A 22,528-nucleotide genomic window follows, 5' to 3' on the forward strand; every position below is an offset into this window, starting at 1 on the left:
TCCAGGATGTATTAGACTCACCGAACCCTCAAAACCTTGCCGGTTGCGCCTATGGTCCGCTTGAGTATGGTCTTGCTCGGTAATGACTTTGTCCGCAAGCGTTGGTCAGCACTGGCGCTGACCGGCATTGTCTGGGGCGCGGCCGGGGTGGCGATCTTCATCGATGCGCTGGATGGCGTTTTGTATTTCCCGCTGCATCTCTTCGGCTATCTGTTGTTGCTCGAAGCGCTGATCCTGCTGCTGGTGCCTGCACCGCAGACCGGGACCGCTGCGGCCCTGCGTAAAGCGCGAGGTCTGGCGTTTCTCTTGCTGGGGCTGCTGATCGTTGACCGGCAACATGCTGCCGGGCTGATTCTGGCGGTGCTGTTTGGCGGGGCTTTCATCGTCGACGGGGTCTTCAGGCTGGCGGCTGCGGTGGTGGTGCGCTTTGTCGGCTGGCAGGTGTCGCTGCTGGCGGGGTTGTTCGAACTCGGCTTTGGCGTGTTTATCCTTGAGCCGTATCCGACGCTATACAAGGGCACGGTGCCGTTCTGCATCGGCATGAGCCTGTTTCTCTCGGGCTGCGCGTTGTTGCGCCAAGCCGTGCGCTTCAGGCACCTGCCGCCGCTGAAAAACCCTGTTGCGCCCAGTGCGCCGGCCAGCAGCGACGCATTGGTCATTCATGTCTGGACCCCCAGCGGCACCGTTGATGACACTCTGGTGCGCAATCGCCTGCTCAACCGCTATATCGCCGCAGTCGATATCAACGGCGTGATCTCGGCTGGCCACGCGGCACTGGAATGTGGCCCGGAGATTTACATCAGCCATTACCCGCTGGACGACATCGATCGTTCGGCGGGGGATTTCGTGCGGTTACTGCGGGCGACGCCGAACAACGATGTCGCCGGGCGGTTTCTGCCTGACTATGCGGGGGAGGTGGCGGACTGGTGCCCGTCTTCGGTTCGGGTCAGTTTTGCTCACTACGACGCCCGGCGGTTGCAGGCGTTCTGGAGCGAATATCGGCAGAACAGCACATACAACCTCACCAGCCGCAACTGCTCGAGTGCCGTCGCTCACAGCCTCGAAGCAGCCCTTGAAGGGGCGATGAATCGCGGGCATTCGAGCATGCTCGATTTCGCCAGAGTGGTCCTCAGCCCCGAGTTCTGGGTGGCGGCGCAGGTGCGTAAACGCGCCGAAGTGATGGCCTGGACGCCCGGTCTGGTGCTCGATTACGCACGGGCGCTGCATGCCGCCATCGAGCCGGCACCGCCGGGCTGGCACAGCATGTATGCGGTGATCAAACGCGCTTGCGGTTATGCGCTGACGGCCTTGCGCGGGCGCGAAGTGCATCCACTCCAGCCGCCGGCGGCTGCCCGTCCTTCCGATGAAGTCTGATCGGCTTTAAACCGAGTTGCTGCCATCGCGAGCAGGCTCACTCCTACATCGGATTGCTGATCGACGCGAAGTCTGTGTTCGCAGGAGATCCCTTGTAGGAGTGAGCCTGCTCGCGATGGCGTTCTTCCATGCAGCGCAAAAACCCAGTCCACTGGTCAACTAATTACAAAGCAACCTAACTATTACGTTGACATTCGATGCCTAGGCAGTAACATCTCGACATACATTCACTGCCTAGGCAGTTATTAGGTGAGCACATGAAGCATTTCACCCCGGACGAATTCAAACATTGCCATCTCGGTCTGTTGCTGGGCCGTGCCGCGCTGCTCAAGGACCGGATCATCGACACCCACATGGAACCCCACGGCATCACCGCCGCGCAGTTCAAGGTGTTGATCATCATGGCCCAGTTCGGCGTCGACACCCCGGCCGAGCTGTGCCGGCATCTGTCGCTGGACAGCGGTTCGATGACACGCATGCTCGATCGTCTGGAGCAGAAAGGTTTCCTGGCTCGCCAACGCAGCGAAGGCGATCGCCGTCAGGTGCAGCTCAAGCTCACCGAGCAGGGCCAGCAACTGGCCGATCGCCTGCCCTACATCGGCGCCGATGCGATGAATGAACTGGCCGGCGCCATCTCCCGCGAAGAGCTGAAAACCCTGGAATACATCCTCAAGAAAATCCTGCTGGCAGCCGGTGACCCGATCACTATCCAGCGGTTAGGTGAACACAATGAGCGGTAAAACCTTGCGCAGCAGTCTGACCCTGGTGCTGTCGGCAATGATCCTCGCCGGCTGCGCCAACTACAGCGGCCTCGATACTCAGGGCAAAAATTTCGACGCGAAAAGCCTGAAAGTCGGCCAGTCGCTCAACGGCGTGACCCTGTCGCCGGCCGCGTGGCCAAAAAGCGACTGGTGGACCAGCCTCGGCGATCCACAACTCGACGGTCTGATCCGCGAAGCCCTGCAAGACAGCCCGGACATGCAGATCGCCGAAGCACGCGCGCATCAGGCCAGCGCCGCCGCCTATGCCGCCGATGCCGAGCGCTATCCGACCCTCGACGCCAGCGCCGGCATCAGCCGTTCGCGTCTGGCCAAGGATCAGGACCCACGAGGGCAGGGCGATGCCTACGCCACCGTGCGTAACGTCAGCGCCGGTTTCAATTACAACTTCGACCTGTGGGGCGGCCAGCGTGATGCCTGGGAAGCTGCACTCGGTCAGGCTCGCGCTGCCGAAGTCGACCGTCAGGCCGCGCAATTGACCCTCGCCGCCGACGTGGCCCGGGCCTACAGCGATCTGGGTCAGGCGCACATCGTCTACGACTTGGCCAACGACGACCTCAAGCGCACCAAACAGATGCTTGATCTGAGCCAGCGCCGCTTGAGTGCCGGGATCGACAGCCAGTACCAGTTCCAGCAAACCCAAAGCCTTGAGGCCAGTTCCGAAGCCAGCCTGATCGACGCGGAAAAACGCTTGAACAGCGCGAAAATCGCCTTGGCCGTACTGCTCGGCAAAGGCCCGGATCGCGGCAACGAAATTGCTCGACCGAAAGTTCTGCAAGCCAGCGCCGTGGCGGTGCCGTCGGTGTTGCCGGCGGAACTGCTCGGTCGGCGTCCGGATCTGGTCGCTGCGCGCTGGCGCGTAGAGGCGGCGAGCAAAGACATCGACTCGGCAAAAACCCGCTTCTATCCCAACTTGAACCTCACGGCTTCGGCCGGTGCCGAATCCTTGTTGGGTGACGCGATGTTCGGGTCGGCCAGTCGTTTCTTCAGCATCGCCCCGACCATTTCGGTGCCGATTTTCGACGGCGGGCGCCTGCGCGCCAACCTCGATGCGCGCGACGCCGATTACGATCTGGCGGTGGCGCAGTACAACAAAAGTCTGGTGAAAGCCCTCGGTGATGTCAGCGACACGATCAACCAGTTGCGTGACATCGGCCGCCAGATCGGCGCGCAGCAACACGCCACCGAGATTGCTCAGGATTCTTACAACACCGTCGTTCAGCGTTACGGTTCCGGCATCGGCAACTACCTGGACGTGCTCAGCATCGAGCAGCAATTGCTGCAGGCCCAGCGTCAGCTGGCCAACCTCAATGCCGAGCAGATCGACCTGTCGATTCAACTGATGCAAGCGCTGGGCGGCGGCTTTCAGGGTGAAACCCTGACCGCAGCCAACGCCACCCCAGCCACGTCGCACAACTAATTCAGGTATTTGTCATGGCCACTGCCGAAAACACCCAAACTCAAACCAACACCCCCGACACCGGCAATCCGCGCAAGCGCAAATTCATGCTGCTGGTGCTGGCCGTCGTGGTCCTGCTCGCCGGGGCCGGCGTCTGGGCGTATCACGAATTCATCGGGCGCTTCAACGAAAGCACCGACGACGCCTACGTCAACGGCAACGTCGTGGAGATCACCCCGCTGGTCACTGGCACCGTGGTCAGCATTGGCGCTGACGATGGTGATCTGGTTCACGAAGGTCAGGTGCTGATCAACTTTGACCCGAACGACGCCGAAGTCGGCCTGCAAAGTGCTCAGGCAAAACTGGCGCGTACCGTGCGTCAGGTGCGCGGCCTGTACAGCAACGTCGATGGCATGAAAGCCCAGGTCAACGCGCAACAGGCAGAAGTACAGAAAGCACAGGACAACTACAACCGCCGGAAAAACCTCGCTGCTGGCGGGGCGATTTCCCAGGAAGAACTGTCCCACGCCCGCGACGACCTGACCTCGGCGCAAAATGCCCTGGCCAACGCCAGGCAGCAACTGAAAACCACCAGCGCGCTGGTCGATGACACCGTGGTTTCGTCGCACCCGGACGTGATGTCGGCCGCTGCCGATCTGCGTCAGGCGTACCTGACCAACGCCCGCAGCACGCTAATCGCGCCAGTCACCGGTTACGTCGCCAAGCGCACCGTGCAACTCGGTCAGCGCGTACAGCCGGGCACCGCGCTGATGGCGGTGATTCCGCTGGATCAACTGTGGATCGACGCCAACTTCAAGGAAACCCAGCTGCGTGACATGCGCATTGGCCAGCCGGTGGACATCGAGTCCGACATCTACGGCAGCAGCGTGAAGTACAGCGGCACCGTCGACAGCCTCGGCGCCGGCACCGGCAGCGCGTTCGCCCTGTTGCCGGCGCAGAACGCCACCGGTAACTGGATCAAAATCGTGCAGCGTGTGCCGGTGCGGATTCACATCAATGCCGAAGAACTGGCCAAGCACCCGCTGCGGGTCGGTCTGTCGACCAATGTTGAAGTGAACCTGCACGACCAGAGCGGCCCGGTGCTGGCGCAGCAACCGCCGCAAAAGGCCTCGTTCAGCACCAACGTCTACGACCGCCAACTGGCCGAAGCCGACGCGATGATCGCTCAGCTGATCCACGACAACAGCGCGGCGGTGAGCAAAACCGCGCAACGCTGACCTGCACTGACCTTGTAGGAGTGAGCCTGCTCGCGATAGCGGTGTATCAGTCGAGAAAATTGGGTCTGACACACCGCTATCGCGAGCAGGCTCACTCCTACAGGGCTGCGGCGACCATCAGGTTTCATAGGATTCACAATGAGCAATAACGCCTCTTTCACGCCGCCCAGCCTGTTGCTCAGCACCATCGGCCTGTCGCTGGCGACGTTCATGCAAGTGCTCGACACCACCATCGCCAACGTGGCGCTGCCGACCATTTCCGGCAACCTCGGGGTGAGTTCGGAGCAGGGCACCTGGGTGATCACTTCGTTTGCCGTGAGTAACGCCATCGCGCTGCCGCTGACCGGCTGGCTCAGTCGGCGTTTCGGCGAGGTGAAGCTGTTTCTCTGGGCCACCATCCTGTTTGTGCTGGCCTCGTTTCTCTGCGGTATCTCCACCTCGATGCCGGAACTGATCGGCTTCCGTGTGCTGCAAGGCCTGGTGGCCGGGCCGCTGTACCCGATGACGCAGACGCTGTTGATTGCCGTGTACCCCCCCGCGAGACGCGGCATGGCCCTGGCGTTGCTGGCGATGGTCACGGTGGTCGCGCCAATTGCAGGTCCCATTCTCGGTGGCTGGATCACTGACAGCTACAGCTGGCCGTGGATCTTCTTCATCAACGTACCGATCGGCATCTTTGCGGTGATGGTGGTGCGCTCGCAACTGGCCAAGCGCCCGGTGGAGACCAGTCACCAACCGATGGACTACGTCGGTCTGATCACGCTGATCATCGGCGTCGGCGCGTTGCAGGTGATCCTCGACAAGGGCAATGACCTGGACTGGTTCGAGTCGAACTTCATCATCATCGGCGCGGCGATTTCCGTAATCGCCCTGGCAGTGTTCGTCATCTGGGAAATGACCGATCAGCATCCGGTGGTGAATCTGCGCCTGTTTGCTTACCGCAACTTCCGTATCGGCACACTGGTGCTGGTGCTGGGTTACGCCGGGTTCTTCGGTATCAACCTGATCCTGCCGCAGTGGCTGCAAACCCAGATGGGTTACACCGCGACCTGGGCCGGTCTGGCGGTGGCGCCGATCGGGATTCTGCCGGTGTTGCTGTCGCCGTTTGTCGGCAAGTACGCGAACAAGTTCGACCTGCGCCTGCTGGCCGGTCTGGCGTTCCTCGCGATTGGCCTGAGCTGCTTCATGCGCGCCGAGTTCACCAACGAGGTGGACTTCCAGCACATCGCCCTGGTGCAGCTGTTCATGGGTATCGGCGTGGCGCTGTTTTTCATGCCGACCCTGAGCATCCTGATGTCCGACCTGCCACCGAGCCAGATCGCCGACGGCGCAGGCCTGGCAACCTTCCTGCGCACCTTGGGCGGCAGCTTTGCGGCATCGTTGACCACATGGATCTGGATCCGCCGCGCCGATCAGCATCATGCGTACATGAGCGAAAGTATCAGTACCTTCGAACCGGCGACTCGCGAGACCTTGAACCATTTAGGCGGCGCGAGCCAATCGGCTTATGCGCAGATGGATCAGATCCTCACCAGCCAGGCGTACATGCTCTCCACCGTGGATTACTTCACGTTGTTGGGCTGGGGCTTCATGGGGCTGATTCTGATTGTGTGGCTGGCGAAGCCGCCGTTTGCGGCGAAGGCCGGGCCTGCTGCTTCAGGACACTAAGGTCAAAAGCCCCTCACCCTAACCCTCTCCCGGAGGGAGAGGGGACTGACTGAGGGTTTCTTTCGAGGTCCGCCGACCTGAGCCACCGAGTTGAACTCAGGTTTTGAATAGCATGAAGATCGGCTCCCTTTCCCCCTCGCCCCCCTGGGGGAGAGGGCTGGGGTGAGGGGGGCGATCTTCAGCCGTGCGGCAGGGCCGGCGGCGGAGCAAAGTCGAATGGTGCCAGGGCATACCCGTTCTCATCCACCTGCAACGCCCAACCCTGACGATCCCAGTCCCCCAGCACAATCCGCTTCGCCGCCTGCTCGCCGAGTTGCAGCTTGTGGATCGCCGGACGATGGGTATGCCCGTGAATCAGGGTTTTCACCGCGTATTGCTGCATGATCCGCGGAATTTCCTCCGGCGTCACATCCACGATGTCATTGGCCTTCATCCGCGTCTGCGCGCGGCTTTCGCTGCGCAGCTTGCGCGCCAGTTTGTGACGGGTGCTCAGCGGCATGTGGCGCAGGATGAACAGGGTGATCGGGTTGCGCAGGTAGCGCCGCAACTTCATGTAGCCCACGTCGCGGGTGCACAGGCTGTCGCCGTGCATCAGCAGCACCGGCTCGCCATAGAACTGCACGACACTCGGATCCTTCAACAGCGTGCAGCCAGCTTCTTTGCAGAAGGCCTTGCCGAGCAGGAAGTCGCGATTGCCGTGCATCAGAAAGATCGCCGTGCCGCTGTCGCTGAGTTCACGCAGGGCCTGGCAGATGGAACGCTGGAAGGGCGTCATGGCGTCGTCGCCAATCCACGCCTCGAAAAAGTCGCCAAGGATATACAACGCACTCGCCGAGCGGGCGCGTCCGGCGAGCAAATCCAGAAACGCCCGGGTAATGTCCGGGCGCTCCTCTTCCAGATGCAAGTCTGAAATCAGCAATATCACGCTTCGATGATCTCGGCTTTCTCGATGATCACGTCGTCTTTCGGCACGTCTTGGTGACCGGCCTTGGAAGTGGTGGCAACGCCTTCGATCTTGTCGACCACGTCGGTACCGGCAACGACTTTACCGAACACGGCATAACCCCAGCCCTGAGCGGTCTTGGCGGTGTGGTTGAGGAAGCTGTTGTTGGTGGCGTTGATGAAGAACTGCGCCGAGGCCGAATGCGGGTCCATGGTGCGGGCCATGGCAACGGTGTACTTCTCGTTCTTCAGACCGTTGTCAGCTTCGTTCTGAATGCTTGGGCTCTTGTCTTTCTTTTCCTGCATGCCAGGCTCGAAACCGCCGCCCTGGATCATGAAGCCCTTGATCACGCGGTGGAACACTACGTTCTCGTAGTGACCTTTCTTGACGTATTCGATGAAGTTGGCAGCGGTGATTGGCGCTTTTTCCGCGTCCAGTTCGATGACGATGTCGCCGTAGTTGGTGGTCAGTTTGACTTGAGTCATGATCGCTACTCTTTATAAGGAATTCGTGGTTCTGGGACATTCAGCCCCACAACCGGTTCAGCCTGCTTCGGCCAAGGAGCGCAGTTTAGCGTGACAGGCGCGAATTTCGAGGCTGTTTTTCCAAAACCCGGCGATTAAATGCGCTCCTTTATAGGCCGCGCTCTGTCAGCCCCTTGACAGCATCGGCTATGATAGCGGCTTTGTTTTGTCTGGCCCCCTTTGCGGCCGCGCACATGTAAGTCAAGGATCCTATGAGCAAGCCCACTGTCGACCCTACCTCGAATGCCAAGTCCGGCCCTGCCGTGCCGGTCAATTTCCTGCGGCCGATCATCCAGGCAGACCTGGACTCGGGCAAGCACACCCAGATCGTCACCCGTTTTCCGCCTGAGCCCAACGGCTACCTGCACATCGGCCACGCCAAGTCGATCTGCGTGAACTTCGGCCTGGCCCAGGAGTTCGGCGGCGTCACGCACCTGCGTTTCGACGACACCAACCCGGCCAAGGAAGACCAGGAATACATCGATGCGATCGAATCCGACGTCAAATGGCTGGGCTTCGAGTGGTCCGGTGAAGTGCGCTACGCCTCGCAGTATTTCGACCAGTTGCACGACTGGGCGGTCGAGCTGATCAAGGCCGGCAAGGCTTACGTCGACGACCTGACCCCTGAGCAGGCCAAGGAATACCGTGGCAGCCTGACCGAGCCGGGCAAGAACAGTCCGTTCCGCGACCGTTCGGTGGAAGAGAACCTCGACTGGTTTGCGCGCATGCGCGCCGGTGAGTTCCCGGATGGCGCCCGTGTGCTGCGCGCGAAGATCGACATGGCCTCGCCGAACATGAACCTTCGCGACCCGATCATGTACCGCATCCGCCACGCCCATCACCATCAGACCGGTGACAAGTGGTGCATCTACCCGAACTACGACTTCACCCACGGTCAGTCGGACGCCATCGAAGGCATCACCCACTCGATCTGCACCCTGGAATTCGAAAGCCATCGTCCGCTGTACGAGTGGTTCCTGGAAAACCTGCCGGTGCCGGCCAACCCGCGCCAGTACGAATTCAGCCGCCTGAACCTGAACTACACCATCACCAGCAAGCGCAAGCTCAAGCAACTGGTCGATGAAAAGCACGTCAATGGCTGGGACGACCCGCGCATGTCGACGCTGTCGGGCTTCCGTCGCCGTGGCTACACGCCGGCGTCGATCCGCAACTTCTGCGACATGATCGGCACCAACCGTTCCGATGGTGTGGTCGATTTCGGCATGCTCGAGTTCAGCATCCGTCAGGATCTGGACGCGAACGCCCCGCGGGCCATGTGCGTGCTGCGTCCGTTGAAAGTCGTGATCACCAACTACCCGGAAGGTCAGGTCGAGAACCTCGAACTGCCGCGTCATCCGCAGAAAGAAGAACTCGGCGTGCGCCAGCTGCCGTTCGCCCGTGAAATCTACATCGACCGCGATGATTTCATGGAAGAACCGCCAAAGGGCTACAAGCGCCTGGAGCCGAACGGCGAAGTGCGTCTGCGTGGCAGCTACGTGATCCGTGCGGACGAAGCGATCAAGGACGCCGACGGCAACATCGTCGAGCTGCGTTGCTCCTACGATCCGGAAACCCTGGGCAAGAACCCTGAAGGCCGCAAGGTCAAAGGCGTGATCCACTGGGTGCCGGCCGCTGCCAGCATCGAGTGCGAAGTGCGTCTGTACGATCGCCTGTTCCGCTCTCCGAACCCGGAGAAGGCCGAAGACAGCGCGAGTTTCCTCGACAACATCAACCCTGACTCACTGCAAGTGCTGACCGGTTGTCGTGCTGAGCCATCGCTTGGCAACGCCCAGCCGGAAGACCGTTTCCAGTTCGAGCGCGAAGGCTACTTCGTTGCCGACATCAAGGACTCGAAACCAGGTCAGCCGGTATTCAACCGTACCGTGACCCTGCGTGATTCGTGGGGCCAGTGATTTAGCGTCAAGGAAATATAAAGTGCTGACGATCTACAACACGCTCACCAAGAGCAAAGAAGTCTTCAAGCCGCTGGATGGCAACAAGGTGCGCATGTACGTGTGCGGCATGACCGTGTACGACTACTGCCACCTCGGCCACGGCCGCAGCATGGTCGCGTTCGACCTGGTGACCCGCTGGTTGCGGTTCAGCGGTTACGACCTGACTTACGTGCGCAACATCACCGACATCGACGACAAGATCATCAATCGTGCCCGCGAGAACGGTGAGTCTTTCGAAGCGCTGACCGAGCGCATGATCGCCGCGATGCACGAAGACGAAGCGCGCCTGAACATCAAGAAGCCGGACATGGAACCGCGTGCCACGGATCACATTCCGGGCATGCACGCGATGATCCAGACCCTGATCGACAAGGGCTTCGCCTACGCCCCGGGCAATGGCGACGTGTACTACCGCGTCGCCAAGTTCATGGGCTACGGCAAGCTGTCGCGCAAGAAGATCGAAGACCTGCGCATCGGTGCACGCATCGAAGTCGACGAGTCGAAAGAAGATCCGCTGGACTTCGTCCTGTGGAAAGCCGCCAAACCGGGCGAGCCGAGCTGGGAATCGCCGTGGGGCGCCGGGCGTCCGGGCTGGCACATCGAGTGCTCGGTGATGTCCACCTGCTGCCTCGGTGAAACCTTCGACATTCATGGCGGCGGCAGCGACCTCGAGTTCCCGCACCACGAAAACGAAATCGCCCAGAGCGAAGCGGCCACCGGCAAGACCTACGCCAACGCGTGGATGCATTGCGGCATGATCCGTATCAATGGCGAGAAGATGTCCAAGTCCTTGAACAACTTCTTCACCATTCGTGACGTGCTCGACAAGTACCACCCGGAAGTCGTGCGTTACCTGCTGGTGTCGAGCCACTACCGCAGCGCGATCAACTACTCGGAAGACAACCTCAAGGACGCCAAGGGCGCACTCGAGCGTTTCTACCACGCGTTGAAAGGCCTGCCGAGCGTTGCTCCGGCCGGCGGCGAAGCCTTCGTCGAGCGTTTCACCACGGTGATGAACGACGACTTCGGCACGCCGGAAGCCTGCGCGGTGCTGTTCGAGATGGTGCGTGAGATCAACCGTCTGCGCGACAGCGATCTCGACGCGGCGGCCGGTCTGGCGGCACGTCTGAAAGAACTGGCGAGCGTGCTGGGCGTGTTGCAGCTGGAAGCCGATGACTTTTTGCAGGCGGGCGCTGAAGGGCGTGTCGATGCAGCTGAAGTCGAGGCGCTGATCGCTGCGCGTCTGGCGGCACGCGCCGGCAAAGACTGGGCCGAATCCGACCGCATCCGCGACCAGCTCACCGCCATGGGCGTGGTGCTGGAAGACGGCAAGGGTGGTACGACCTGGCGTCTGGCTGACTGATTGCCTGATCCGCTATAAAACAAAACCCGCCTTGTGCGGGTTTTTGTTTATGCGCATGGCTTAATTACTGCAGTGCCAGGGCTGATGCCTTCGCGAGCAGGCTCGCTCCCACAGTGGATCTTTGCGCGACACACATCCCCTGTGGGAGCGAGCCTGCTCGCGATTGACTGCGTAGCAGTCAGCTCTCCGCCTGCCGCAAACGCTTGTAGAGGGTATTACGGCTCACCCCAAGCCTGCGTGCCAGATGCGAAATATTCCCCCCGGCTGCTTTCAACTCGCGGTTCAACGCCTCCACATCATTCAGATCCAGCCCCAGCGGCTGCACGCTCTCCACCGGCTCCATCTCCAGATCGACAAAAAAGTCATCCGGCAAATGCTCCGGCCGCACTGGCTGCTCCTCGGCCATTGCCAGTGCCACCTGCATCACGCTGCTGACCTGACGTAAATTGCCCGGCCACGGGTGCCGCTCGAACAGCTCCAGCACTTCGCGGCTGAGTCCGGCCCATTGCGTCGGTTCGCGATGCTGCTCCCACAGGCGTTTGAACAGCGCCTCTTTATCACTGCGCTCTCTGAGCGGCGGCAGTTCCAGTGTCAAACCGCCAATTCGGTAGTACAAGTCCTCACGAAATCGGCCCAATTGCACTTGTTCGCGCAAAGAGCGGTTGGTCGCCGAGATGATCCGCAGATCCACCGCGAACAATTCGCTGCTGCCTACCGGTTGCACGCAACGCTCCTGCAATACCCGCAACAACCGCGCCTGAGTGGGCAGCGGCATGTCGCCGATTTCGTCGAGGAAGAGAGTGCCTTTGTCGGCTTTGCGGATCAGGCCGATGCTGCCTTTCTGGTTGGCGCCGGTGAACGCGCCTTTTTCGTAGCCGAACAGTTCCGACTCCACCAGTTCGGCGGGGATCGCCGCGCAGTTGACGGCGATGAATGCCTGTTTGCTGCGGGAGCTGGCTTGGTGCAGCGCTTTGACGAAGACTTCCTTGCCGACTCCGGTTTCGCCGTGGATCAGCAGCGGAATGTCTTTTTCCAGCAGCCGTTCGGCCTGACGCACGGCTTTTTCCACCCGGCTGTCACCGAAGTGCAGGGTGCTGAGGCTGATGGCGCCCGCGGGTTTGAGCGACGTTTCGGCGCTTTTCGGTTCAGCAAATACCCGAGGCTGAACCGCTGCCTGTTGCGGTCGCTTCAACAAACACTGAAAACGGTTGCGCCCGGAGGTCTGCAGGGCGAACGGCAACCCGTCGGGCTGATTGATCAACTCCAGCAGCGACACATTGAACAGGCTCTCGACACTGACCCGCGACAGGCGCACGCCGAGCAGATTGTCCGCCCGGCGATTGGCCGACAGCACCTGCCCGCTCTCATCGAAAATCAGCAAACCGGCCCACTGACTGTCGAGGTTGTTCAACCCGGTGTTGAAGGTCAGTTGAAAGTGCTGGCCGTGGAACAGGTTGAGGATCAGCCGGTTCTCCACGGTCTGGCTCATCATCTTGACCATGCCCAGCGTGTGCGAGGGCGGCAGGTAACTGTCGCTGGACACGTCGAGCACGGCGATAACCTTGCGCTCGGCATCGAAAATCGGCGCGGCGGAACCGGTCATGAAACGGTTGGCTTTCAGAAAGTGTTCATCGTGCTCGATGTGCACCGCTTGCTCGCAGGCCAGCGCGGTACCGATCGCATTGGTGCCGCTGCAGCGCTCCATCCAGCTCGCCCCGGCGCGAAAACCCCGAGCCAGATTCGGCTCGATAAAGCGCTGGGTGCCCCAGGATGTCAGCACTTGGCCTTGATGGTCGGCGAGCATGATCAGGCAATTGGAGTTGCTGAGGATGTTCTCGTAGTACGGCAGCACTTCCTGATGGGTGGTCTGCACCAGCGCGTGGTGACGGTCGAGCAACTGCGCGATGCCGGCGGCGGGCAATTGATCGAAGGCCGGGGCGCTCTGGTGGTCAAGGCCGAAGGCGCGGCAACGTTGCCAGGAGCTCTGGACAATCGCGTCGTGGGACAGCGGCGGGGCAGGTGCGGCCATGGTGGTGGGCCTCTGAAGGGCATTTTATTGTTGTTATGGCACTGCTTTCAAAACCAACACAGATCAAAACTGTGGGAGCGGGCTTGCTCGCGAAAGCGGTATATCAGACACATTTACATCGACTGACACACCGCCTTCGCGAGCAAGCCCGCTCCCACATTGGATTTTCATCGTTCACAGAATTTGGGCAAAAGGCGTTCATAGAGTGTTGTTCACTATTGTTCATTGTCAATCGCCCAACTGTTCAAATGTGTTCAGCAATGAACGCCCGATCCCCGCGTTTTCAGCCCTTTTCACGACAAATCAACCACTTGCCATTTCTGGCACGAATGTCGCTCTGCTGCACAGGTCGCTTGACTCCAATAATAAAAAGGCCGAGCCATGTCACTCACCCTGGAGCACGTCAGCCGCACCGTCGAGGGCCAGACCTGGATCGACGATGCCTGCCTGAAATTCGAACCCGGATCTTTCAACGTTCTGCTCGGCCGCACGCTGTCCGGCAAGACCAGCCTGATGCGCCTGATGGCAGGCCTGGACAAGCCCGACAGTGGCCGGATCCTGATGAACGGCGTCGACGTCACCCAGCGCCCGGTGCGCCTGCGCAACGTGTCGATGGTTTATCAGCAGTTCATCAATTACCCGACCATGACCGTGTTCGAGAACATCGCCTCGCCGCTGCGTCAGGCCGGTGTTTCCAAAGAAATCATTCATAGCAAAGTGCTGGAAACCGCGAAGATGCTGCGCATCGAGAAGTTCCTGCAGCGCTATCCGCTGGAGCTGTCCGGCGGTCAGCAGCAGCGCACGGCGATGGCCCGGGCGCTGGTCAAGGATGCCGAGCTGATCCTGTTCGACGAGCCGCTGGTCAACCTCGATTACAAGCTGCGCGAAGAACTGCGCCAGGAAATGCGCGAGCTGTTCAAGCTGCGCCACACCATTGCGATCTACGCCACCACCGAACCCAACGAAGCGTTGGCGCTGGGCGGCACCACGACGATTCTGCACGAGGGCCGGGTGATCCAGAGCGGCCCGTCGACCTCGGTTTACCACCAGCCGCAAACCGTGCTGGCGGCGGAGCTGTTCTCCGAACCGCCGATCAACCTGATGCCCGGGCGCATCGCCGGCAACGAAGTCAGCTTCGCCAACTTCGTGCACTTCCCGCTGAACGTCGACCTGCGTCCTGTAGGCGAGGGCGAGTTTCGCTTTGGCGTGCGCCCCAGCCATATCTCGCTGGTGCCGAGCAACGATGACGATCTGGAACTGGCGGTCACCGTCGAAGTGGCGGAGATCAGCGGCTCGGAAACCTTCCTGCACGTGCGCAACGAGCATTTCCTGTTGGTGCTGCACCTGCCGGGGGTTCACGAATACGACGTCGATGCGCCGATCCGCATCTACATCCCGACCCACAAACTGTTCGTGTTCGATGCGCAGGGCCGTCTGGTGCAGGCACCGGGCCAACGTGTCGCGAGGGTTGCCTGATGGCCGAAATCCGTTTGCAGCACCTCGCCCACAGTTACAGCAAGCAGCCGAGCGGGCCTGACGATTACGCGATCCGCGAGATGGACCACATCTGGGAGCAGGGCGGCGCCTATGCCTTGCTCGGCCCTTCGGGTTGCGGCAAATCGACCTTGCTCAACATCATTTCCGGCCTGCTCAGCCCCTCGCAAGGACATGTGCTGTTCGATGGCAAAGCGGTCAACGACCTGACCCCGGAGAAGCGCAACATCGCCCAGGTGTTCCAGTTCCCGGTGGTCTACGACACCATGACCGTGTTCGACAACCTGGCCTTCCCCCTGCGCAATCAGGGCATGGCCGAGGCGAAAGTGCACAGCAAGGTGCAGGAAATCGCCGAAGTCCTCGACCTGCAAAACCTGCTGAGCAAGAAGGCGCGCAACCTCACCGCCGACGAAAAACAGAAAGTCTCCATGGGCCGTGGTCTGGTGCGTGACGACGTCTCGGCGATCCTCTTCGACGAGCCGCTGACGGTGATCGACCCGCATCTGAAATGGAAGCTGCGACGCAAGCTCAAGCAGATCCACGAGCAGTTCAACATCACCATGGTCTACGTCACCCACGATCAGCTCGAAGCTTCGACCTTCGCCGACAAGATCGCGGTGATGTACGGCGGACAGATCGTGCAGTTCGGCACGCCCCGGGAATTGTTCGAGCGGCCGAGCCACACCTTTGTCGGCTACTTCATCGGCAGCCCGGGGATGAACCTGATCGAGGTGCAGCCGCAGCCGGGCGGGGTCGGTTTCGCTTCGACGCACTTGCCACTGTCCGACGCCTTGCAACGGCATATCGAACACGGTCAGTGGAAAAATCTGAAGGTCGGCATCCGCCCGGAGTTCATCCATGTCTGGGACGAGCCGTTTGACGAGGCGATGCAGGCGCGGGTGGTCCACGTCGAGGACCTGGGCACCTACAAGATTCTCACCCTCGACCTCGATGGTGCGCCGCTGAAGGTGCGTCTGGCCGAAGACAAACCGGTGCCGCAGGGCACGGCGTATATCAGTTTTCCGGCGCAGTGGCTGATGGTTTATGCCGATGAGTTTCTGCTCGAAGCCGATGAAGAGGTGCAGCCATGAACAAGGTGCAGAACAACAAGGCCTGGTGGCTGGTGTTGCCGGTGTTCCTGCTGGTGGCGTTCAGTGCGGTGATCCCGATGATGACCGTGGTCAACTATTCGGTGCAGGACATTTTCGACCAGTCCAGCCGCTACTTCGTCGGCGCCGACTGGTACAAGCAGGTGCTGCTCGATCCGCGTCTGCATGACTCGTTGCTGCGTCAGTTCATTTATTCGGCGTGCGTGCTGTTGATCGAAATTCCGTTGGGTATCGCCGTCGCCCTGACCATGCCGACCAAGGGTCGCTGGTCGTCAGTGGTGCTGATCATCCTGGCGATTCCGCTGCTGATCCCGTGGAACGTGGTCGGCACCATCTGGCAGATCTTCGGTCGTGCCGACATTGGACTGCTCGGTTCGAGCCTGAATGCGCTGGGCATCAGCTACAACTACGCGGCCAACACCATGGACGCCTGGGTCACGGTGCTGGTGATGGACGTCTGGCACTGGACTTCGCTGGTGGCGCTGCTGTGTTTTTCCGGGCTGCGGGCGATTCCCGACGTGTATTACCAGGCGGCGCGGATCGACCGCGCCTCGGCGTGGGCAGTGTTCAGGCACATCCAGTTGCCCAAGCTGAAAAGCGTACTACTGATCGCGGTGATGCTGCGCTTCATGGACAGTTTCATGATTTACACCGAGCCGTTCGTGCTCACCGGCGGCGGGCCGGGCAATGCCACAACGTTCCTCAGTCAGACGCTGACGCAGATGGCGGTCGGCCAATTCGATCTGGGGCCGGCGGCGGCGTTTTCGCTGGTGTACTTCCTGATCATCCTGCTGGTCTCGTGGCTGTTCTACACCGCCATGACCCATTCCGACGCCAACCGTTGAGGCCCGGCCATGAGCAAAAGAAAACTTGTTCCGTTGCTGGTGTACATCCTGTTCCTGCTGGTGCCGATCTACTGGCTGTTGAACATGTCGTTCAAGAGCAACACCGAAATTCTCGGCGGCTTGACCCTGTTCCCCCAGGATTTCACCTGGCACAACTACAAGGTGATTTTCACCGACCCGAGCTGGTACACCGGTTATCTCAATTCGCTGTATTACGTCAGCTTGAACACGGTGATCTCGCTGAGTGTGGCGTTGCCGGCGGCCTATGCGTTTTCGCGCTATCGCTTCCTTGGCGACAAGCACCTGTTCTTCTGGCTGCTGACCAACCGCATGGCGCCACCGGCGGTGTTTCTGTTGCCGTTCTTTCAGTTGTATTCGTCGATTGGCCTGTTCGACACGCACATCGCCGTGGCGCTGGCGCACTGCCTGTTCAACGTGCCGCTGGCGGTGTGGATTCTGGAGGGCTTCATGTCTGGCGTGCCCAAGGAAATCGACGAAACCGCTTACATCGACGGCTACAGTTTCCCCAAGTTCTTCGTGAAGATTTTCATCCCGTTGATCGGTTCCGGCATCGGCGTCACGGCGTTTTTCTGCTTCATGTTTTCCTGGGTCGAACTGCTGCTGGCGCGCACGCTGACTTCGGTGAATGCCAAGCCGATTGCGGCGGTGATGACGCGCACGGTGTCGGCCTCGGGCATCGACTGGGGCGTGCTGGCGGCGGCGGGGGTGCTGACCATCCTCCCGGGCATGCTGGTGATCTGGTTTGTTCGCAACCACGTGGCCAAGGGCTTTGCCCTCGGTCGGGTCTGAGGAACACATGATGGAATGGATGAGCTGGACCACCCCCACGGCGGGGTTCTTTATCGCCATCGGCCTGTTGCTGGTGGGCATGACCACCTGGGAATTGCGCTCGCCGAGCATCCTGCGACGCGGTTTTCTGCCGATTGCCACCACCCGTGGCGATCGCTTGTTCATCGGTCTTCTCGGCAGCGCCTACCTGCATCTGCTGGTAATCGGCGTCACCGACTGGAGCATCTGGGTGGCGTCCGCGCTGTCTCTGGTGTGGCTGTTGGTTGTGATGCGCTGGGGCTAGTCGAGTCGCTCGGCAATCGTGCTCCGTAACTCAAACTGGAGGTCTCTATGTTCGACAAAAACAATAAGCTGCGACATAGCATTTCATTGGCAGCCATGCTGGCACTCAGCGGTTTGAGCGCATCTGCCTGGGCCGATGCCTACGAAGACGCTGCGAAAAAATGGATCGGCAGCGAGTTCAAGCCGTCGACCCTGACGGCCGATCAGCAACTAGAAGAACTGAAGTGGTTCATCAAGGCCGCCGAGCCGTTTCGCGGCATGGAAATCAAAGTGGTTTCCGAGACCCTGACCACCCACGAATACGAGTCCAAGGTGCTGGCCAAGGCCTTCAGCGAAATCACCGGGATCAAGCTCACCCACGACCTGCTGCAAGAAGGCGACGTGGTGGAAAAAATGCAGACGGTGATGCAGTCGGACAAGAACATTTACGACGGCTGGGTCAACGACTCGGACCTGATCGGTACGCACTTTCGCTACGGCAAAACCGAATCGATCACCGACCTGATGGCCAACGAAGGCAAGAACTTCACCTCGCCGACCCTCGACATCAAGGACTTCATCGGCATCTCGTTCACTACCGCACCGGACGGCAAGATTTATCAGTTGCCCGATCAGCAGTTCGCCAACTTGTACTGGTTCCGCGCCGACTGGTTCGAACGCGCCGATCTGAAAGCCAAGTTCAAGGAAAAGTACGGCTACGAATTGGGCGTGCCGGTGAACTGGTCGGCCTATGAAGATATCGCCAAATTCTTCAGCGAAGACGTCAAGGAAATCGACGGTAAACGCGTCTACGGCCACATGGACTACGGCAAGAAAGACCCGTCGCTGGGCTGGCGCTTCACCGATGCCTGGTTCTCCATGGCCGGGGGCGGCGACAAGGGCCTGCCCAACGGTTTGCCGGTGGACGAGTGGGGGATTCGCGTCGAGGACTGCCACCCGGTCGGCTCCAGCGTGACCCGCGGCGGCGACACCAACGGCCCGGCGGCGGTGTTCGCCACGCAGAAATACGTCGACTGGCTCAAGGCCTACGCGCCACCGGAAGCGGCGGGCATGACCTTCTCCGAGTCCGGCCCGGTGCCGTCCCAAGGCAACATCGCCCAGCAGATCTTCTGGTACACCGCGTTCACCGCCGACATGACCAAACCGGGCCTGCCGGTGGTCAACGCCGACGGCACGCCGAAATGGCGCATGGCGCCGTCGCCGCGCGGGCCGTATTGGGAAGAGGGCATGAAGCTCGGCTATCAGGACGTGGGTTCGTGGACATTCATGAAATCCACGCCTGAGAAACAGAAGCTCGCGGCGTGGCTGTACGCGCAGTTCGTCACCTCGAAAACCGTGTCGCTGAAGAAAACCATCGTCGGCCTGACGCCGATCCGCGAGTCGGACATCAACTCGCAGGCGATAACCGATCTGGCGCCGAAACTCGGTGGCCTGGTCGAGTTCTACCGCAGTCCGGCCCGCGTGCAATGGACCCCGACCGGAACCAACGTGCCGGACTATCCGCGCCTGGCGCAATTGTGGTGGAGCCACATCGCCGAAGCGGCCAGCGGCGAGAAGACTCCGCAACAGGCGCTGGACGGCCTGGCCAAGGATCAGGACGCGATCATGTCGCGCCTCGAACGCTCCAAGGCGCAAGCAGTATGCGCCCCGAAAATGAACCCGGAGCGCGACGCACAGTACTGGTTCGACCAGCCAGGCGCACCGAAACCGAAACTGGCCAACGAGAAGCCGAAGGGCGAGACCGTGAGCTACAACGAACTGCTGAAATCGTGGGCGGATGCGCGTAAGTAATAGCTGAAATGTGAAAAGCGAACGGCACCGTAAGGTGCCGTTTTTTTTTGTTGCCTGATCTACCGTAATCGCTTGCAGGCAAGCTCCCACAGGGTTCTGTGTTGCTCACACAATCCGTGCACACCACAAACTCTTGTGGGAGCTGGCTTGCCAGCGATAGCGGTGTGTCAAACAACAAGGATGTGACTGACCTGCCGCCATCGCTGCAGGCAAGCTCCCACAGGTTTTGTGACGCCTGCAAAGTCCGGGTTCACCGCGATTCACTGTAGGAGCGAGCCTGTTCGCGATAGCGGAGTGTCAGACAACAAAGATGTGACTGACCCGCCGCCATCGCTGGCAAGCCAGCTCCCACAGATTTTGTGACGCCATCAAAGTCCGGGTTCACCGCGACTCACTGTGGGAGCTGGCTTGCCAGCGATGGGGCCATGGGGGTTACAGCGGGAAAACCGAGGCGGAATACGGTCATGACGCCGGGCAAGCTTTTCACCTCCGCCACCCCCTGATGCAGGCTCATGATCGAGCGCACGATTGCCAGTCCCAGCCCGGTGCTGCCCTGTGAGCGCGAGCGGGCGCTGTCGACGCGGTAGAAGCGGTCGAACAGGTGCGGCAGGTGTTGCGCCTCGATGCCGGTGCCGGGATTGCTGACCAGCAGTGAAGCCTGCGTCGCGCCTTGCTCGATCAGCAAGGTGATGGTTTTGCCGTTCGGGCAATGACGCAGCGCATTCGACAGCAGATTGGAAATCGCCCGCTGGATCATCAGCCGATCGCCCAACACTGATGCGCTGCCAACAACGTTCAAATGAATCTGCTTGTCCTGCGCCGCCAGCGAAAACATCTCCGCGACCTTCGCCGCTTCCGCCTCCAGCGCCACCGCTTCAAACGGCGCCAGCGCCGACGGGTGACTGACCTGCGCCAGAAACAGCATGTCCGAGACAATCCGCGCCACGCGTTCCAGCTCCTCGGTACACGACACCAGCACGTCCTGGTATTCCTCACTCGTGCGCTCGCGAGACAGCGTCACCTGGGCCTTGCCCATCAGGTTGTTGATCGGTGTGCGCAGCTCGTGCGCCAGGTCATCGGAGAACTGTGACAACTGCTGCACCCCGGCATCGAGGCGATGCAGCATGAAGTTGATGCCCTGCGCCAGTTCGCTCAACTCCTGCGGCATGTTCACCACCGACAGCCGATGCTCCAGATCCTGCGTCGAGACCCTCGCCGCCACTTTGCGAAACTCGCGCAGCGGCGCCAATCCACGCTGCACCGCGCCCCACGCCGTCAGGCCGATGAACACCAGCAACAGCGGCAAGGCAATCAGCGTCGAGCGCAGATAGGCGCTGAGCAGCGCCTGATCGTGCGCGTTGTCCATCGACAACAGCACCGGCACGCTGCTGCCGTCCTTGAGGCGAATCAGCTTCGACGCGGTGAGGAACTTCGCGCCTTCGGCATCGCTGCTGTCGCTGTAGGTCAGTTGATCGGTGGTCCCGCGAACAGCTCTGAGTTCCACCCGTGGATCGGTCAGACCCGTGCCGGATTTGAGCAGCGGCGAACGCAGATTCGAGCGCTCGTAAATCGTCAGCGTCAGGTTGTCATGGCCCATGACCTGATCGAGCAGAATGTGCGGCTTGCCACTGACTTCGTTGGTGTCGACGTACAGCGACAGGCTGTGCTCGACCTGCGCCATCTTCTTTTGCAGGCTGTCGCGGGACAGTGCATTCAGCTCATGGGTCAGGGCGAAATAGGCGAGGATCGCCAGAAACACCACCAGCAGCGCGCCGAGAATACTCACCGTCAGACCGAGGCGCATCGACAGGCTGGCCGGCTTCATTCCCGCGCCTCCAGCACGTAGCCGACACCGCGCAGGGTGTGGATCAGTTTGTTGTCGAACGGGTCGTCGATTTTCGCCCGCAAGCGGCGGATCGAGACTTCGACCACGTTGGTGTCGCAGTCGAAATTCATGTCCCACACCAGCGAGATGATCTGCGTACGGGTCAGCACCTCGCCGGACTGGCGCATCAGCAAGTGCAGCAGGGCAAATTCCTTGGTGGTCAGGTCGATGCGCTGCGCGCCACGAAACGCCCGATGCCGGCCCGGATCAAGCTCCAGATCGGCGACTTTCAACACCTGCGGCAGCGGGATGTTTTCGCTGCGGCGCATCAGGGTACGCACCCGCGCCAGCAATTCGGGAAACTCGAACGGCTTGACCAGATAGTCGTCGGCGCCCAGATCGAGGCCGCGAATCTTGTCCGCCAGCCGCCCGCGCGCGGTGAGCATCATCACCCGCGTCGAGTGGGTGCGGCGCAGTTGCTCCAGCACGCCCCAGCCGTCCAGTTCCGGCAAGTTCACGTCGAGAATGATCAGGTCATACGCCTGCTGTTGCGCCAGATGCAATCCATCGGCACCGGTGGCGGCGTGATCAACGATATAACCACTTTCGGTCAAACCCTGATGCAAGTATTCGGCAGCTTTAAGCTCGTCCTCGACGACAAGGATTCGCATGATCTATCACCACTTTTATTTAAGGGATATTTAATTAAGGCAACCCCTCACCCTAACCCTCTCCCCGAGGGAGAGGGGACTGAATGCGGGATATTTCAGAACTACGCCAACGTGAAAAAACTTTACTGAATCCATAATCGACTTGATGTAACAGGTCGATAAAAAACGCGAGACACTTCGGTCGGCCCCCTCTCCCCCCGGGAGAGGGCTGGGGTGAGGGGATGTCCGCAACGATAAAGGTTGTAGCGGCTACAGGGTCAACAACCCAATGCTTTAAACCGGGGCTGTGCGACAGTCCGCCGCAGCGCGGACCACGTGACTCTCGTAAGTTTGATTCCGACAAGTGCTGTTCAGCAGATAACTACCGAGTATTTGTTTCCATGTATTGCGGCAAAGCCGATTGCACTTCGCATCCTAGAACAAAACAAC

The 22,528-nt window shown here is 60.5% G+C and carries 18 protein-coding genes; 13 read left to right on the forward strand and 5 right to left on the reverse strand.

Going from position 1 to position 22,528, the window contains the following annotated elements; translation table 11 throughout:
* Positions 1–51: 51 nt before the first annotated feature.
* From AC3WMV_RS10175 to AC3WMV_RS10195, 5 genes are all read left to right on the forward strand, one after another.
* Complete coding sequence (locus AC3WMV_RS10175; RefSeq protein ID WP_103369469.1) at positions 52–1,374, forward strand: HdeD family acid-resistance protein; 1,323 nt, start codon at positions 52–54, stop codon at positions 1,372–1,374.
* Positions 1,375–1,631: 257 nt separating this feature from the next.
* Positions 1,632–2,114 (forward strand): MarR family winged helix-turn-helix transcriptional regulator, encoded by a 483-nt coding sequence (locus AC3WMV_RS10180; RefSeq protein ID WP_027614634.1) that lies wholly within the window; start codon positions 1,632–1,634, stop codon positions 2,112–2,114.
* Positions 2,104–3,573 carry an efflux transporter outer membrane subunit gene (locus AC3WMV_RS10185; protein ID WP_103369471.1) on the forward strand — a complete coding sequence of 490 codons (1,470 nt, stop codon included), beginning with the start codon at positions 2,104–2,106 and terminating at the stop codon, positions 3,571–3,573. The genes AC3WMV_RS10180 and AC3WMV_RS10185 overlap by 11 nt, the downstream gene beginning before the upstream one ends.
* Before the next feature lie 14 nt (positions 3,574–3,587).
* Positions 3,588–4,790, forward strand: coding sequence for an HlyD family secretion protein (locus tag AC3WMV_RS10190; protein ID WP_103369473.1), 1,203 nt, complete (start codon positions 3,588–3,590; stop codon positions 4,788–4,790).
* 138 nt (positions 4,791–4,928) lie between these two features.
* Positions 4,929–6,458: a DHA2 family efflux MFS transporter permease subunit gene (locus tag AC3WMV_RS10195; protein WP_103369474.1), complete on the forward strand. Its 1,530-nt coding sequence runs from the start codon at positions 4,929–4,931 to the stop codon at positions 6,456–6,458.
* 178 nt (positions 6,459–6,636) lie between these two features.
* Here the strand turns inward: AC3WMV_RS10195 and lpxH are convergent, their stop codons facing one another.
* Together lpxH and AC3WMV_RS10205 are read right to left on the reverse strand one after the other, a co-directional pair.
* The gene (gene lpxH, locus AC3WMV_RS10200; RefSeq protein ID WP_103369476.1) at positions 6,637–7,383 is read right to left on the reverse strand and encodes a UDP-2,3-diacylglucosamine diphosphatase; all 747 of its coding nucleotides are present in this window, start codon (positions 7,381–7,383) and stop codon (positions 6,637–6,639) included.
* Positions 7,380–7,886 (reverse strand): peptidylprolyl isomerase, encoded by a 507-nt coding sequence (locus AC3WMV_RS10205; protein WP_027614639.1) that lies wholly within the window; start codon positions 7,884–7,886, stop codon positions 7,380–7,382. The genes lpxH and AC3WMV_RS10205 overlap by 4 nt, the downstream gene beginning before the upstream one ends.
* 251 nt (positions 7,887–8,137) lie before the next feature.
* Here AC3WMV_RS10205 and AC3WMV_RS10210 point away from each other — a divergent pair, with 251 nt between their 5' ends.
* Together AC3WMV_RS10210 and cysS are read left to right on the forward strand one after the other, a co-directional pair.
* Positions 8,138–9,838 (forward strand): glutamine--tRNA ligase/YqeY domain fusion protein, encoded by a 1,701-nt coding sequence (locus AC3WMV_RS10210; protein WP_103369478.1) that lies wholly within the window; start codon positions 8,138–8,140, stop codon positions 9,836–9,838.
* A gap of 22 nt (positions 9,839–9,860) precedes the next feature.
* Positions 9,861–11,243, forward strand: a complete 1,383-nt coding sequence (gene cysS, locus AC3WMV_RS10215) for a cysteine--tRNA ligase (protein WP_103369480.1) — start codon at positions 9,861–9,863, stop codon at positions 11,241–11,243.
* Positions 11,244–11,421: 178 nt separating this feature from the next.
* On the opposite strand, the gene AC3WMV_RS10220 is transcribed toward cysS, so the two are convergent.
* The gene (locus AC3WMV_RS10220) at positions 11,422–13,272 is read right to left on the reverse strand and encodes a sigma-54-dependent Fis family transcriptional regulator (protein WP_103369482.1); all 1,851 of its coding nucleotides are present in this window, start codon (positions 13,270–13,272) and stop codon (positions 11,422–11,424) included.
* A gap of 381 nt (positions 13,273–13,653) precedes the next feature.
* Here AC3WMV_RS10220 and AC3WMV_RS10225 point away from each other — a divergent pair, with 381 nt between their 5' ends.
* The 6 genes from AC3WMV_RS10225 to AC3WMV_RS10250 are packed head-to-tail and all read left to right on the forward strand — an operon-like array spanning position 13,654 to position 19,603.
* The gene (locus AC3WMV_RS10225) at positions 13,654–14,748 is read left to right on the forward strand and encodes an ABC transporter ATP-binding protein (protein ID WP_095138884.1); all 1,095 of its coding nucleotides are present in this window, start codon (positions 13,654–13,656) and stop codon (positions 14,746–14,748) included.
* Positions 14,748–15,857: an ABC transporter ATP-binding protein gene (locus AC3WMV_RS10230; protein WP_103369484.1), complete on the forward strand. Its 1,110-nt coding sequence runs from the start codon at positions 14,748–14,750 to the stop codon at positions 15,855–15,857. The genes AC3WMV_RS10225 and AC3WMV_RS10230 overlap by 1 nt, the downstream gene beginning before the upstream one ends.
* Positions 15,854–16,720, forward strand: coding sequence for a carbohydrate ABC transporter permease (locus AC3WMV_RS10235; RefSeq protein ID WP_007961995.1), 867 nt, complete (start codon positions 15,854–15,856; stop codon positions 16,718–16,720). The genes AC3WMV_RS10230 and AC3WMV_RS10235 overlap by 4 nt, the downstream gene beginning before the upstream one ends.
* A 9-nt stretch (positions 16,721–16,729) precedes the next feature.
* Positions 16,730–17,530: a carbohydrate ABC transporter permease gene (locus tag AC3WMV_RS10240; protein WP_096795652.1), complete on the forward strand. Its 801-nt coding sequence runs from the start codon at positions 16,730–16,732 to the stop codon at positions 17,528–17,530.
* 10 nt (positions 17,531–17,540) lie between these two features.
* The gene (locus AC3WMV_RS10245; protein WP_027614647.1) at positions 17,541–17,813 is read left to right on the forward strand and encodes a DUF2160 domain-containing protein; all 273 of its coding nucleotides are present in this window, start codon (positions 17,541–17,543) and stop codon (positions 17,811–17,813) included.
* 47 nt (positions 17,814–17,860) lie between these two features.
* Complete coding sequence (locus AC3WMV_RS10250; RefSeq protein ID WP_103369486.1) at positions 17,861–19,603, forward strand: ABC transporter substrate-binding protein; 1,743 nt, start codon at positions 17,861–17,863, stop codon at positions 19,601–19,603.
* A gap of 391 nt (positions 19,604–19,994) precedes the next feature.
* Here the strand turns inward: AC3WMV_RS10250 and AC3WMV_RS10255 are convergent, their stop codons facing one another.
* Positions 19,995–21,428: a heavy metal sensor histidine kinase gene (locus tag AC3WMV_RS10255; protein WP_103369487.1), complete on the reverse strand. Its 1,434-nt coding sequence runs from the start codon at positions 21,426–21,428 to the stop codon at positions 19,995–19,997.
* The gene (locus AC3WMV_RS10260) at positions 21,425–22,099 is read right to left on the reverse strand and encodes a heavy metal response regulator transcription factor (protein ID WP_103369489.1); all 675 of its coding nucleotides are present in this window, start codon (positions 22,097–22,099) and stop codon (positions 21,425–21,427) included. The genes AC3WMV_RS10255 and AC3WMV_RS10260 overlap by 4 nt, the downstream gene beginning before the upstream one ends.
* Positions 22,100–22,528 lie beyond the last annotated feature (429 nt).

It is taken from the genome of Pseudomonas sp. FW305-3-2-15-E-TSA4 (assembly GCF_058787295.1).

Bases quoted from the DNA above. Each gene is read 5' to 3' on its own strand.
- AC3WMV_RS10225 (WP_095138884.1), top strand. From the start codon at position 13,654: ATGTCACTCACCCTGGAGCACGTCAGCCGCACCGTCGAGGGCCAGACC.
- AC3WMV_RS10175 (WP_103369469.1), top strand. From the start codon at position 52: ATGGTCCGCTTGAGTATGGTCTTGCTCGGTAATGACTTTGTCCGCAAG.
- AC3WMV_RS10250 (WP_103369486.1), top strand. From the start codon at position 17,861: ATGTTCGACAAAAACAATAAGCTGCGACATAGCATTTCATTGGCAGCC.
- AC3WMV_RS10205 (WP_027614639.1), bottom strand. From the start codon at position 7,886: ATGACTCAAGTCAAACTGACCACCAACTACGGCGACATCGTCATCGAA.
- AC3WMV_RS10180 (WP_027614634.1), top strand. From the start codon at position 1,632: ATGAAGCATTTCACCCCGGACGAATTCAAACATTGCCATCTCGGTCTG.
- AC3WMV_RS10245 (WP_027614647.1), top strand. From the start codon at position 17,541: ATGGAATGGATGAGCTGGACCACCCCCACGGCGGGGTTCTTTATCGCC.
- AC3WMV_RS10210 (WP_103369478.1), top strand. From the start codon at position 8,138: ATGAGCAAGCCCACTGTCGACCCTACCTCGAATGCCAAGTCCGGCCCT.
- AC3WMV_RS10240 (WP_096795652.1), top strand. From the start codon at position 16,730: ATGAGCAAAAGAAAACTTGTTCCGTTGCTGGTGTACATCCTGTTCCTG.
- AC3WMV_RS10230 (WP_103369484.1), top strand. From the start codon at position 14,748: ATGGCCGAAATCCGTTTGCAGCACCTCGCCCACAGTTACAGCAAGCAG.
- AC3WMV_RS10220 (WP_103369482.1), bottom strand. From the start codon at position 13,272: ATGGCCGCACCTGCCCCGCCGCTGTCCCACGACGCGATTGTCCAGAGC.
- AC3WMV_RS10190 (WP_103369473.1), top strand. From the start codon at position 3,588: ATGGCCACTGCCGAAAACACCCAAACTCAAACCAACACCCCCGACACC.
- AC3WMV_RS10185 (WP_103369471.1), top strand. From the start codon at position 2,104: ATGAGCGGTAAAACCTTGCGCAGCAGTCTGACCCTGGTGCTGTCGGCA.
- AC3WMV_RS10195 (WP_103369474.1), top strand. From the start codon at position 4,929: ATGAGCAATAACGCCTCTTTCACGCCGCCCAGCCTGTTGCTCAGCACC.
- AC3WMV_RS10235 (WP_007961995.1), top strand. From the start codon at position 15,854: ATGAACAAGGTGCAGAACAACAAGGCCTGGTGGCTGGTGTTGCCGGTG.
- AC3WMV_RS10255 (WP_103369487.1), bottom strand. From the start codon at position 21,428: ATGAAGCCGGCCAGCCTGTCGATGCGCCTCGGTCTGACGGTGAGTATT.
- AC3WMV_RS10260 (WP_103369489.1), bottom strand. From the start codon at position 22,099: ATGCGAATCCTTGTCGTCGAGGACGAGCTTAAAGCTGCCGAATACTTG.